Consider the following 12809-nt stretch of genomic DNA (forward strand, 5'->3'; position numbering starts at 1 on the left):
CCTTTCGTAAAGTTTCTTAAGCCTCGTTGGATTCGGGCTTCCGGCTCTTGATGATGTCCATCAGGGCTGCACCAATCAGCCAGGAGATGCCTCCGATCAGGAGCATGGTCGGCATCGATCTGCCTACCAGCGGGAAGATCGCGAAACTGCTGACCGATGCGATTATCTGCGGCAGGCAGATGAAGATGTTGAAGAGCCCCATGTAGGCTCCATCATTGGCCCCGTCGGTTTCCGTAGTGAAAATAGCGAAAGGTTCGGCATGCATGGTCAGGAAGCAGATGCCGATCAGTGTAAAGGAGCCGATCAGGGCGTACTGGTTGTGAGTGAAAGCGGTCCAAATCATTCCCAGGCCGCCGCAGAGCAGTCCAATCCGGTACCAGAACTTGCGCTTATACTGGCTGGTCCTGGACAGAACCAGGAATCCGTAGATGATGCCCACAATGGACTGGACGAAGGTGAGGATGCCATACCAGTTGCCGGCGGCCTGGAATCCGGCTGAAGAAGAGTCAGCGGTGTGCCAGACGTTTTGAGCGATGGCTCCGGTGGTGTAGGTCCAGAGGTACTGGACACCGAAGTAGGCGAAGAACTGGATGACTGCAACCTGCCAGAAAGTGCTGGGGGCCTCCTTGAGAAGGGTCCAGTAGGACTTCTGAGGTTTCTTTTCCTCATATTCGAAGTTGTGGTATTGGGCATAGGTCTTAGGATCGTATTCCTTGACCGAGAGGATAGTGTAGATGGAGGTGGCCAGAAGGACAGCCGCGGCGATGTAGAAGGAGAGTCGCACAGACATGGGGACCACTCCCTTCTTATCGATGTTGGCTATACCCAGTCCGGTCAGGAGGAAGGGGCAGAGGTTGGCCAGAACGCCTCCCAGATTGCTGAAGGACTGTTGCCAGGACCAGGCCTGGTCCTTCTGTTTCTCGTTCACCATGTCGCCGATGATCATGCGGAAGGGTTGCATGCAGGCGTTGTTGGACAAATCCATAAGGACGATGGCTGCTGCCCCGAAGCATAGAGCAGTCAGGGATCCGTAACCGAATCCGAAGGAACCGGAATTTGGCAGCAGGACCATGACGATGGCAGCCAGGGGAGCGGCCCAGAGCAGGATGGGCATCCGGCGGCCGAAGCGTGGGGACCAGTGGCCGTCGGAAAAGCGTCCCAGAATTGGTTGAATGATCATTCCGATCAGGGGCGGCAGTATGAAAAAGAATCCAAGCTTGCTGGGGTCGGCACCCAGAGTCTGGAATATGCGACTCATCTGCGAGGTCTGCAGGGAGAAGGCCATGTTGACGCCGCAGTAGCCGAAAGTAATGGCGAACATGGTCTTCATGGTGATATCCGGTAGCGAATGCCGTTTCTTGGTAGAGGCATCACTCGTCATTTGAGGTGCGCTCAAGGTATCTCCTTTGATCTTTTGTAAACAATTACTGTAAACGTTTACGGTATGAGTATACAGCTTTGTTCATCTCTTATCATGCCCGGGCGTGTGGCTATGATGGCCGATGACGTAGAAACTGGGTCCGGCATGGGCTCGCCAGAAGGAAAGATGGAGGTCATGGCTGAAGCTTCCAGAGTGACCTTAAAGGACATAGCACAGCGGTTGGGACTGTCGACGGCCACTGTTTCTCGTTCCCTTTCCGACACCGGTGAACACAGGGATCAGACTGTACGTTTGGTCAAGGAGACCGCCAAGGAGATGGGGTATATCCGCAACACAGCAGCGGCCGACCTCGTACAGGGCAAGAGCCATGCTTTGGCTGTCATTCTCTCCAACACCAAGACCAATTTTGATTCTTCAATCATTGATGGGATTGAACAATCAGCTACGGAACAGAACTTGGATGTTCTGATCCTGCATGCGGGCAACGCTGATCTGCAAGCTCAGCGGCGGGCCATCACCACTGCGGTAGAGCGTGCCGTCAGAGGAATTATTCTGGTCTCCCTCGAGCTCCAGGAGTCATTGATCGCCACCATAGAGCAGGTCGGGATGGACTGCATATCGCTCTCATCCTTTGTGGGTGGGGGACGGCTGCCTTGCATCACTTCAGATGACTATCAGATGGGGTATAAGGCCACGCAGTTTTTGATTGACCAGGGTCACCGACGGATCGGGTTGGCTGGCATTCCCAAGCATGGGTCAATCACTTTGCGCATCAGCGGGTACCGGCAGTGCCTGGAGGACAACAGCATTCCTTATAGGGAAAGTCTGGTTTTCCGTGGGGGATGTCTGTACCAGGATGGGATAGCCGCCATGAAGCACTGTCTAAAGTCGAAAGAACAGATCACTGCCCTTATCGGTGCCAGCGACCTGGTGGCTATGGGTGCCATCAATCAGGCTAGGGACCAGGGGTTGGATGTGCCCGGTGACGTGAGCGTCATGAGCTTTGACGGAACGGACATTGTAGATATGGTCAGGCCCACCATAACCAGCGTTACTCAGGCCTTTCACCGTATGGGGGTGGAAGGGGTCAAGGCCCTTCTGTCCGCAGACAAGCCGAGTTCGCGTTTTCTGCCTTTCAGGATAATCAGCAGACAGTCCACCGGACCTGGCCCTTACCTGCATGGTGATCCTAAGTGAGCAGCCCCTGCTCAGCTCACAGACGTAGTTGAGCCAAAAGGCCACAGTGGTCGGTGTGCGGGACTTTAATCACCTTCATCGATTCGACCCTGATGCCCTGGCTGACCAGGATATGGTCGATTTCGATCAACGGGGGCAGAAGTGCCTGGCAATGCGGAAAGGTCGGGTGCGGCCCGCAGCCTAGAAAAAGGGAGGCATCACGCAACCTGCCGGAGTGCAGCATGGCACGAAAGGTGGGATGGTGCAGGTTGGCGTTGCAGTCGCCCATGATGATGGTAAAAGCAGGCGATTCCACGTCTGGGACGGCCGCCACCTTTTCGCCGTTCAACAGAGCCAGACGCCTGATGCCTAGGCCCCATTGTCTGGCGCCGCGTTGGGGCGACTTCGGATGGACTGAAGCCACCCGGACAGTTCCAGCTAGGGTATGCAAATGCATTAGTGGGACGGCTGACGCTTCCAAATCAAGGCCTGCGGGTTGAGACCAAATGGGCTCCTGACGAGAGAAGAGGGCGTTCCTGCCGCCATTGTCATTCTGGGTCTGCGGTCCCTCCACCAGATATGGCATGATCCGCCTCATCCCTGCTTTCTGAAGATGGGTCAGCAGTGTCGAGTTCACCTCCTGCAGGGCTAAAACATCGACATTTTGGCTTTGAACCTGCTGCATGATGGACTGTGCATCTGCCATGCCATAGCGGCAGTTTAGCGTCATGACTTTCAGGCTGAGCGCAGGATCAGTTATATCCCGATTGAACTGATGTGATTCGGGAATGTCTGCATCAGCCTCTGCTTGATTCCTTGTATCAAGTAGCTTATTTCTGTGCCCCGAGCCTATGGGAGAGGCCAGGTGAAACCTGTATTGAAGTCTCCACAAGGTGACCAGGGTCAGCTCAATCAGGGCCAGGGCAGACTGTGGCCAGGCCTGGATCACAATGGCGCAGACCAAGATGGCCAATAAGGGAACAGCCAACAGGTCGATCAGAGCGATCAGCTCCACCAAAGGACGGTGCCAGTCAGCTCCGGCAGGCAGGAAGCGCAGGGCCATCCATAAGGCGATGAGAACAAGGAGAATCCAGAGAAGGGTGTTCACGTGCCATTGTCTCCTGCATGAAGGAGGCGGTTAGCGGCCGCCGAAGAGACCGCCCAGTCCACCGCCAAGGTTGGGGGGCAGATCCGGCAGACCTTCAGGCATCTGCGGAGTCTCAGGACGCTTGGCGAAGGCCGAGCCGCCGGAGGATTTGCCCTTGCCGGACAGGCGCTCGCGTAACGCCTTCTCTTCGGCCTCCCGCTTCATGGGATTGCCTGAACGGGAACCCTTGCGGCCTTTCTTGCCCTTTTTGCCTTTTTTGCCGCCGCCAGCACCCATGCCGCCCATGCCTGGGATCGAGCGGCTGCCATTGGTCATGCGTTTCATCATCTTGGCCGCTTGCTCGAACCGCTGCAGCAGGCCGTTGACAGCCGAGACCGTAGTGCCGGCGCCATAGGCGATTCGGGCCCGTCGCGAGCCGTCGATGATGCTGGGGTCGCGTCGTTCCTGAGGAGTCATCGACTGGATGATGGCCTGCGTTCGATCCACTTCCTTCTCATCGAACTGTTCAAGCTCCTTGCGGTGCTGGGCCATGCCCGGGATCATGCCCAGGATGCTCTTGAAGGAGCCTAGCTTGCGAACCTGCTGGAGCTGCTCCAGAAAGTCGTCCAGACCGAAGCTGCCTTCAGACATCTTCCCGGCGGCCTTGCGGGCCTCCTCCTCGTCGAACTGGCGTTGCGCCTGCTCGATCAGGGTCAGGATGTCGCCCATATCCAGAATGCGGGAGGCCATGCGGTCAGGGTGGAAGACCTCGAAGTCCTTGAGGCCCTCGCCGTTGGAATCGAAGAGGATGGGCTTGCCGGTCACCGAGGCCACCGACAGGGCTGCGCCGCCGCGGGCATCGCCGTCCAGCTTGGACAGAACCACGCCGGTGAAGTCAACACCTTGGTCGAAGGCTTTGGCTGTGGCGACCGCGTCCTGGCCGATCATGGCATCGATGACGAAGAGGATCTCGTCGGGGTGGACGGCATCGCGGATATTGCGGGCCTGCTCCATCAGCTCCTGATCCACGCCCAGTCGACCGGCCGTATCAATAATGACCACGTCGTAGAGCTTGTCCTTGGCCACCTTGATCGAATCGGCGGCCACCTTGACCGGATCGCCTGTGACCTGTCCAGGGGCTGCCAGTTCGGATCCGCTGGTCTGCACGCCCGGTTCGGGAGCGTATACCGGCACTTCCGCGCGCTCGCCGACCACCTGGAGCTGGGTGACCGCATTGGGCCGCTGCAGGTCGGCCGCCACCAGCAGGGGGGTGTGGCCAGCGTCCTTGAGCCAGTAGCCCAGCTTGCCGGCCAACGTAGTCTTGCCGGCACCCTGCAGGCCAGCCAGCATGATGACTGTGGGCGGGTTCTTGGCGAAATTGAGCGGTCGATCCACTCCCGCTCCCAGGATGTCAGTCAGTTCGTCGTAGACGATAGAGACTACCTGCTGGGCGGGGTTCAGAGCCTTGGAGACCTCCTCGCCCAAGGCGCGTTCCCGGATGCGCCCGGTAAAGGAACGCACCACGTCCAGGGAGACATCGGCATCCAGGAGGGCGCGGCGGATCTCGCGGATTGTGCCGTCGATGTCGGCCTCGGTCAGCTTCCCCTTGGAACGCAGATGGGTGAAGGCCTGGGAGAGCCGATCGGTCAAAGATGAAAATGCTGCCATAATGCCCCAAGTCTACCTGTCAGCCGGGAGATTGGCCGGTTGTTCCATAAGACCTGTGCCCAGAGCCGACCAAACAAACATAGGCAGTTCAGAAGAATTCGATATTGCTGGGCTAACAGCTGTAGTGCTCTTACCCTTGAGAAGTTCGGGAACATTGATTGAACATCGGTATGTGGATCATGACCAGGGGAGCGAGAGGATCTGAGTAGCTACATAAAAAAGACATGAGTCCACTTTGTGTCTTCTTGACATGATCCCCGACTGGCTTCTATACTGAGTCGAAACGATTCGACATCTTGAGTGCATCGACGGAGATGGTTTGATCCCTGCAATACACCCGAAGTCGAAACCTTTCGACATATTGAATCGCTATAGATGGATGCAAGGATGCAAGGAAGTTAGGAGCCATCATGAAGATCAGAAGAGGGATCGGGGCGGCCCTGGCCCTGGCCATGTCGATCCTGCCGCTGGCGGCCTGCGGATCGGGGGGTAATGCTCCCCAGGAAGCCCACCCGTCCAGCATCAAGATCTGGTACTACGAGGAGCCCAGCAGCGGTCAGGCCCGGGGCTGGCTGAAGGCTGCCGATATCTTTACCCGACAGACTGGCATCAAGGTGGATTTCGAGGTTAAGTCTTTCACTCAGATCGCCCAGAATGGCAGCCAGTTCCTCAACTCGGACGACGCCCCGGATGTCATGGAGTCCAATCGTGGCAACGGTTCGGCCGGGGTCCTGTCCACCCTGCAGCTGCTGACCGACTTGAAACCCTATGTGCAGAAGTACGGCTGGGACAAGAAGGTACGCGGCCAGGCAGCGGCAGTGGGCAAGTACGACAAGCGCGGTGTCATGGACGGGGATACCTGGTACGGGGTTTCCTCCTATGCGGAGATGCAGCGGGTCTACTACAACAAGGACCTCTTTGCCAAGTACAAGATCCCCATCCCGCAAACCTTTGACCAGTTCGTAGCTGCCCTCAAGGCCTTCAAGAGTCACGGGGTCACGCCCATAGCGGCCGATGCCCAGGAGTACGGGGTGCTTTGGCTCTGGTGGCAGCTGGCCATGACCAAGGCCGATGCCCAATTCGTTGACGACTGGCAGCTCTACAAGCATCCGGTCAATTGGCGCAGCAAGCCGTTGACCTTCGCCACGAATACCATCCGTGACTGGATTGACAAGGGATACATCTCCAAGAACGCCACCGGTATGAAGGCCGAGGACACGACCACGGCATTCATCAAGGGGACCTATCCCATCTACCAGACCGGCACCTGGAACCAGACCCGCTTCATGGAGCAGGTGAAGGCCTTCGACTGGACGGCATCCATCTTCCCAGGGGCCAAGATGGTCGAGGGCTGCGCGGGCAACCTGCTGGTCATCCCGCAGAAGTCACGGCACAAGGATGCCGCAGCCCGCTATATCAACGTGGTCCTGTCCAAGGAGGTTCAGAACTACATCGGCAACAAGGGCGGCGTGCCAGTGGCGGCCGATACGGATGCCATCACCAACCCCAAGAGCCGTGATCTGGTCAATGAATACACCAAAGCCTCTGACGCCAGTCGGATGAGTTACTATCCCGACTACCCTGCGCCCAACCTGACCGACGCCATGCCGGCCGCCTTCCAAGAGCTGGTCAACGGCACCAAGAGCCCCGACCAGGTTCTGGACACTCTGCATAAGAACTACGACGACGGCGTCGCCCAGCTCGATCTGGATGACGACTGAGCTGCGTCAATCCGCCAAGGAGAGTACAAGCATGTCTGACACACATAGCAGGAAGAAGGCGCAGTCCCGCATCCCGGGCAGCGCGCCCTCGCGGTTCGTCCCTTATCTGATTCCCGGCCTGATAGGCATCGTGGCTATCGTCATCGTGCCCATCTTTTGGAACATCTACCTGAGCTTCACCCGTTGGAGGGGGGTGGGACCGACCAAATGGGTTGGTCTGCGTAACTGGCGACGGCTCATGGGCGACTCGACCTTCTGGGTCTCCTTCGGGCACACCCTCTGGATCATCGTGGCCATCGTCATCATTCCCACGGTCTTGGGGCTGCTGATCTCCTCGGCCTTGACCGACGTGATCCAGAAGAAGTTCGGCCCCCACACCTCCTCGACCCTCCGGGCCCTCTACTACCTGCCCCAGGTTCTGCCTGTGGCTGTGGCCACCATCATCATGGGCTGGATCTTCCGGCCTGAAGACGGTGCGGTCAACGACCTGCTGACCAAGATCGGCCTCGGCGGACTGGCCCATAACTGGCTGGGTTCGACCACCACGGCCCTGCCCATCCTCATGGTCATCCTGATCTGGATCCAGCTGGGCTATCCCATCGTCATCTTCATGTCCGGACTGCAGCGGGTAGACCCCGAGCTCTACGAGGCCGCCAGCCTGGATGGGGCCAACTGGTGGCAGAAGTTCCGTGTCATCACCCTCCCCTCCATCATTCCCGAGCTGCTGGTGGTCATTCTCACCTCCACCATCGGTGCCCTGAAGACCTTCGCCCCGGTCTATCTGTTGACCAAGGGCGGGCCCGGCACCTCCACCATGGTTCCCTCCTACTACTCCTACAACCAGTTCTTCCAGGTGCAGCAGGTGGGTTACGGCGCCGCCATCTCGACATCCCTGACCGTGGTCATTGTCATCTTCTCCATCGTCTTCACCATCGTGCAGAAGCGCGTGCAAAAGAGCATCGCCTGAGGAAGGCTAGGAAGCACATCATGAATAATCAAGCTACACTGCAAGCCGACGCCCGGGTGTCCTCCCGGCACGCCCATAAAATCCGCACCTGGGGGGACTGGGCCGGTCTGATCCTGCTGATCGCGGGAGCCGTAATCATGCTTTTCCCACTGCTGATCCTGGTCCTGAATGCCTTCAAGACCACGGCTGACTACAACGCCACAGGCCCCCTCTCCGTGCCCGCCCACTTCAGCATGGACGGCATCATCTCCTTCTGGAACAAGAGCAATTTCCCGCTCAAGCTGGGCAACTCCCTGCTGATTTCCCTGGTGGTAGCCGTGGTCGGGGTCCTGCTTTCGGTCCTCAACTCCTTCGCCTTGGGCATCGGCAGAGTCAAGGGCAACACGGTCATCCTCCTGTTCATCATGCTGGCCAATATGGTCCCCCAGGAGGCCTTGCTCTACCCGCTCTACGTCATGTTCAAGTGGATGGGCTTCTATAACTCCCAGTGGTCCATCATCATCATCTTCACCATCATCCAGAGTGCCTACGGTACCTATTTGCTTTCCTCGGTCTACGGGACCTTCCCCCAGGCCATCCTGGAGGCGGCCACTGTCGACGGGGCCTCGCGCTGGCAGATTCTGCGCAAGATCGTGCTGCCGGTGTCCTGGTCGACCATCAGCGTCCTTTTCGTCTTCTTCTTCATCTGGACCTGGAACGAATACATGATCCCCATGGCCTTCCTGATGAGCGAGAAGACGCAGACCATTCCGCTGGCCCTGGCGACCATGCAGGGGCAGCACACCATGGCTGCTACCGACCTGGCCTCTGCCTCCCTGCTCAGCATCATTCCCACCATCATCTTCTTCATCTTCTTCCAGAGGAAGCTCTCGCAGGGGATAGTGGCGGGTGCCGTCAAGTAATCGCCGCTGTACAAGTACACTGAACATGGCCGTCCGCTGCAAGAAGGCAGGGGAGGGGAGTGGACGGCCCGAATATGAAAGGCAACCACAACCATGGGTATGACCATGCCGAACATCACCAACGGTCTTGAGGCGCTGACCCGCCCATCCACAGACCGCACCCGCTGCATCAACGCCGAGAACCCTCGAGGAGGCAAGGGCAGTGCAGCCATGACGGCCAGCAATCTCGGTCCATCCAGAAAAGGGACCCCCTGCCTCAAGAACATTCCTCCCGGGCAGGACATGGTCCTGGCCGACCTGTCCGGTGCGGGCGAGATCCGTCATATCTGGATGACCGTGACCGATGCCACCTCGCCCACCGGGCCCAACGTCCTGCGCAATCTGATCCTGGAATGTTACTGGGATGGCGAACAGACGCCCTCCGTCTGCGTGCCTTTGGGCGACTTCTTCTGCTGTGGCCACGCCCAGGCCTGCCGGGTGGAGTCCGTGCCTGTGGCCGTCTACCCGCGCCGGGGCTTCAACTGCTACTGGCCCATGCCCTTCCATGACGGGGCCAGGATCGTCCTGCGCAACCGCCACAACGAGCCCATCGAGGCCTTTTTCTACCAGATCGACTACGTGGAAAAGGACGAGTTGCCCAAGGAGGTCATGACCTTCCATGCCCAGTGGCGCCGTCAACGGGTCACCGAACTGGGTCAGGACTACGTGATCCTGGACGGGGTGCATGGCCGGGGCTCCTACGTGGGCACCTATCTGGCTCTGACTGCCCTGGAGAGCCGCTGGTGGGGCGAGGGCGAGGTCAAGGTCTACCTGGACGGGGATAAGGACTATCCCACCTGGTGCTCCACAGGCAGTGAGGACTACTTCGGTGGCGCCTGGAGCTTTGCCGGGCAGGACGCGGATGGTCGCATGCACGAGGTCACTTACAGCGGGGCCTACATGGGATTTCCCTTCCACTCCAGGCAGTTGGACAACCGCGAATCCCAGTACTGGGATGCCGACACCCCAGTGACCAGGGGGTTCTACCGCTGGCACATCCCTGACCCCATTATTTTCGCCAGCGATATCAAAGTGACCCTGCAGCAGATAGGAGTAGACGAACAGGGCTACTTCGAGCGCCAAGATGACCTGGCCAGCGTGGCCTACTGGTACCAGCAGGAGCCCCATCAGCCCTTCCCGCAACATGTGCTGGAGACAGGAGAGCGGGATCGTCGGCCTCGCTGAGCGACTCTGGGGGCCTCCAGCTTCTATCGGCTGATGGAAGAGCGGTCGATCAGCCTTGGTCGCTCCAGTTGGACTCGACCTGCCAGGGGGGCTCCCTCCTCCACAGCCTGGGTCAGCAACTCCGCAGCCTTGGCACACAGTGAACGGGGTGTAAGGGGAATCTCAGAGATTCCTTGAAGCTCAAGAGTGGGGCTGACCTTGCCTGCAGCGCAGGACAGGACGGCCACGTCATCGGGAATGCTTACGCCGTCCGAGCGCATGCGGATCACCACGGTGTCCAGCAGCGAGGGGCGGATCTGGCCAATCAGGCCATCAATGTGGCCGTGATGGATGACATCCAGCACCTGCTGGGTGTAGGCCAGATCGCTGCCGGTAGGTCCCGGCTGAAGCTGCAGATCCATGCCCAGGCGGCCGGCCCAGGTCTTGAGACTGCGTAGCAGGATAAGGCGGAAACCGGACCCACGCCGGTACTCGCCCTCCAGATCCTCCAGAAAGAGCAGGCGTTTGCGTCCCGCTCGAGCCATGGCTTCCACCGCCATGCGGCCCATCAGATCGAAGTCCAAATCCACACATGCGCAGGCCACGTGCTGCCGAGGCACTCCCAGGGCCACGCAGGGGCGCCTGTATGATGCGGCCTGGGCGGCACGGATATCATCGTCCACCAGATCCATCAGGACCACTCCGTCAGCCAGATTGCTACGGGTGACCCGCCGGATATCTTCGACGCCGTTCTCAGCGGTCAGCAGCAGGGAGTCGTAGCCACGAGCATGCTCGCAGCTGGCCATCTCGATGAAGTAATCTGCGTAGGAGGCCCGGTTCTGCCCGGGGCGCAGCGGGGCGCTTAGGGCGACGATCTGATTGCGCTTGGCTCGCAGCATCCGGGCTCCGGCATCCGCGGCGTAGTCCAGTTCGTCGGCGGCCTGCATGATCCGCTGGTAGGTTTCCGGAGAGACGGGACGTTTGCCAGAGAAGGCATAGGAGACTGTGCTGACCGAGACCCCGGCCCTTCTGGCGACGTCGCGTATGTCGGACATGGGTTCAGCGGCTCAGGTCCCAGGTACTGCCAGCGGGTGTGTCCGCCACGGTCACACCGGCCGCCGCCAGCTTATCCCTGATGGCATCGGCCCGGGCGAAGTCATGATCCTTTCGTGCTTGGTCGCGCTCCTTCAACTGCTGGCCTACCAAGGCATCCAGAGTATTCATGGCTTGGTCGTCACGGTCGGCTGTGGCCCCTGCCCAGTGGGGATCGAGAGGATCAAGTCCGAAGACATCCAGCATGGCTCTGACCTGGAGCAGGGAATTGGCCAGCCATTGCCGGTCCAGAGCCTCCGGGTCCGCATCCATGACAGCGTTGGCTTGGCGGATCAGCGCATAGAGGGCGGCCAGACCGCCGGAGACGTTGATGTCGTCATTCATGGCTTGTACGAAGTCCTCCGGCAGATCGTCCGCACTCAGTCCCGCCACACGGTCACGCTCGGGTTGCGCGCCCAGGATCCGCCCGGCCCGGTCCACGAAATTGCTGATGCGCTCGTAGGCGCCCTCGGCCTCCTGCAGGGACTGGTCGGACCACTCCAGCATGGACCGGTACTGCACCGAGACCAGCGCGTAGCGCACCACCCAGGCCGGATGCTGAGACAATACCTGTTCCACGGACAGCCCGTTGCCCAGGGACTTGCTCATCTTCTCGCCCTTTTGGGTCACCCAGGCCGTGTGCATCCATCGATGGGCGAATCCCCAGCCTGCTGCGTGCGACTGGGCCATCTCGTTCTCGTGGTGGGGGAAGCGCAGGTCCAGGCCGCCTCCGTGGATGTCGAAATCCGCACCCAGATAGCGGTGACTCATGGCTGAGCATTCCAGATGCCATCCCGGCCGACCTGTGCCGAAGGGGGTTTGCCAGCGAGCCGTGGGCGGGTCTGTGGGCTTGGGTGCCTTCCAAAGTGCGAAGTCGCGGGGGTCGCGCTTACCGGGCTCCTCATCGGTATCGGCAGCCTGGTCATCAGTGTCGATGCTGGGCCCTAGCCGGTCGTTGGCGGCGGCTTGCTCGTCAGCGGGCTGGGTGCCAGTCTGCTGGTGGGTCAGGGCACCATACTCAGGCCAGGAGGCCACGTCGAAGTAGACATTGCCTGATGGGCGGCCCTGTTCGTCGGGCACCACATAGGCGTGGCCGCGGTCGATGATGCGCTGGATCAGGTCGATCATCTCGGGGATGTGCCCGGTGGCTCGGGGCTCGTAGGTGGGTGGCAGGACTCCCATGGTCTCATAGGCATGGGTGAATTCGCGCTCGTAGATGTAGGCCCGCTCCCACCAGCGCTGGCCGTTGGCCGCCGCCTTGGTCAGGATCTTGTCGTCAATGTCGGTCACGTTGCGGATCAGGGTCACCTGGTAGCCCAGTCTGAGCAGCCAGCGCCTGATCACGTCGAAGGCCAGCGTGGTCCTGATGTGGCCCAAGTGGGGCGAGCTCTGCACCGTGGCCCCGCACACGTAGATGCCAACCTTGCCCGGTTCGATGGGTCTGAAGGGGGTCACCTGGTGATCAGCTGTGTCATACAGACGCAGACCAGCTGCGGCCAGGCTGACTGAAGCCTTGGAATCATGCGGTTGCGAACTCGTATCCATATCCTTGAGCCTACCAAGGCTTGCTGACCGTCCAAGAGGAAATGCCGAGCCTGCAGACCCGGTCCGA

At 59.7% G+C, this 12809-nt stretch carries 10 protein-coding genes; 5 read left to right on the forward strand and 5 right to left on the reverse strand.

Going from position 1 to position 12809, the window contains the following annotated elements; genetic code table 11:
• Positions 1-16 precede the first annotated feature (16 nt).
• Positions 17-1396, reverse strand: coding sequence for an SLC45 family MFS transporter (locus CI601_RS03980; RefSeq protein WP_220702623.1), 1380 nt, complete (start codon positions 1394-1396; stop codon positions 17-19).
• Positions 1397-1555: 159 nt separating this feature from the next.
• Between CI601_RS03980 and CI601_RS03985 the strand changes: the two genes are divergently transcribed.
• A complete protein-coding gene (locus CI601_RS03985; protein WP_183129742.1) occupies positions 1556-2578 on the forward strand; it encodes a LacI family DNA-binding transcriptional regulator in 1023 nt (340 codons plus the stop codon).
• 16 nt (positions 2579-2594) lie between these two features.
• Here the strand turns inward: CI601_RS03985 and CI601_RS03990 are convergent, their stop codons facing one another.
• Together CI601_RS03990 and ffh are read right to left on the reverse strand one after the other, a co-directional pair.
• The gene (locus CI601_RS03990) at positions 2595-3665 is read right to left on the reverse strand and encodes an endonuclease/exonuclease/phosphatase family protein (protein ID WP_121914388.1); all 1071 of its coding nucleotides are present in this window, start codon (positions 3663-3665) and stop codon (positions 2595-2597) included.
• Positions 3666-3695: 30 nt separating this feature from the next.
• Positions 3696-5312, reverse strand: coding sequence for a signal recognition particle protein (gene ffh, locus CI601_RS03995; RefSeq protein WP_121914389.1), 1617 nt, complete (start codon positions 5310-5312; stop codon positions 3696-3698).
• A gap of 410 nt (positions 5313-5722) precedes the next feature.
• Between ffh and CI601_RS04000 the strand changes: the two genes are divergently transcribed.
• The 4 genes from CI601_RS04000 (at position 5723) to CI601_RS04015 (ending at position 10126) form a co-directional block, all read left to right on the forward strand.
• Entirely contained in the window at positions 5723-7033 is a 1311-nt protein-coding gene (locus CI601_RS04000) for an ABC transporter substrate-binding protein (protein WP_121914390.1), read from the forward strand.
• Positions 7034-7064: 31 nt separating this feature from the next.
• Positions 7065-8000 (forward strand): carbohydrate ABC transporter permease, encoded by a 936-nt coding sequence (locus tag CI601_RS04005; protein WP_024627639.1) that lies wholly within the window; start codon positions 7065-7067, stop codon positions 7998-8000.
• A 20-nt stretch (positions 8001-8020) separates the two neighbouring features.
• Positions 8021-8902 carry a carbohydrate ABC transporter permease gene (locus tag CI601_RS04010; protein ID WP_024627640.1) on the forward strand — a complete coding sequence of 294 codons (882 nt, stop codon included), beginning with the start codon at positions 8021-8023 and terminating at the stop codon, positions 8900-8902.
• A gap of 99 nt (positions 8903-9001) precedes the next feature.
• On the forward strand, positions 9002-10126 hold the full coding sequence (locus tag CI601_RS04015; protein WP_259465320.1) for a glycoside hydrolase family 172 protein: 1125 nt from the start codon (positions 9002-9004) through the stop codon (positions 10124-10126).
• 23 nt (positions 10127-10149) lie between these two features.
• On the opposite strand, the gene CI601_RS04020 is transcribed toward CI601_RS04015, so the two are convergent.
• A complete protein-coding gene (locus tag CI601_RS04020) occupies positions 10150-11160 on the reverse strand; it encodes a LacI family DNA-binding transcriptional regulator (protein ID WP_121914392.1) in 1011 nt (336 codons plus the stop codon).
• Between the two features lie 4 nt (positions 11161-11164).
• Positions 11165-12742 (reverse strand): cysteine--tRNA ligase, encoded by a 1578-nt coding sequence (gene cysS / locus CI601_RS04025; protein ID WP_121914393.1) that lies wholly within the window; start codon positions 12740-12742, stop codon positions 11165-11167.
• Between the last annotated feature and the right edge of the window lie 67 nt (positions 12743-12809).

Source organism: Bifidobacterium sp. wkB344, from assembly GCF_003688305.1.
Classification (GTDB): domain Bacteria; phylum Actinomycetota; class Actinomycetes; order Actinomycetales; family Bifidobacteriaceae; genus Bombiscardovia; species Bombiscardovia mizhiensis.

What these genes read in the sequence shown, in the direction of transcription:
- CI601_RS03985 (WP_183129742.1), top strand. Translation starts at nt 1,556, where the DNA reads ATGGCTGAAGCTTCCAGAGTGACCTTAAAGGACATAGCACAGCGGTTG.
- ffh (WP_121914389.1), bottom strand. Translation starts at nt 5,312, where the DNA reads ATGGCAGCATTTTCATCTTTGACCGATCGGCTCTCCCAGGCCTTCACC.
- CI601_RS04000 (WP_121914390.1), top strand. Translation starts at nt 5,723, where the DNA reads ATGAAGATCAGAAGAGGGATCGGGGCGGCCCTGGCCCTGGCCATGTCG.
- CI601_RS04005 (WP_024627639.1), top strand. Translation starts at nt 7,065, where the DNA reads ATGTCTGACACACATAGCAGGAAGAAGGCGCAGTCCCGCATCCCGGGC.
- CI601_RS04010 (WP_024627640.1), top strand. Translation starts at nt 8,021, where the DNA reads ATGAATAATCAAGCTACACTGCAAGCCGACGCCCGGGTGTCCTCCCGG.
- CI601_RS04015 (WP_259465320.1), top strand. Translation starts at nt 9,002, where the DNA reads ATGACCATGCCGAACATCACCAACGGTCTTGAGGCGCTGACCCGCCCA.
- CI601_RS04020 (WP_121914392.1), bottom strand. Translation starts at nt 11,160, where the DNA reads ATGTCCGACATACGCGACGTCGCCAGAAGGGCCGGGGTCTCGGTCAGC.
- cysS (WP_121914393.1), bottom strand. Translation starts at nt 12,742, where the DNA reads ATGGATACGAGTTCGCAACCGCATGATTCCAAGGCTTCAGTCAGCCTG.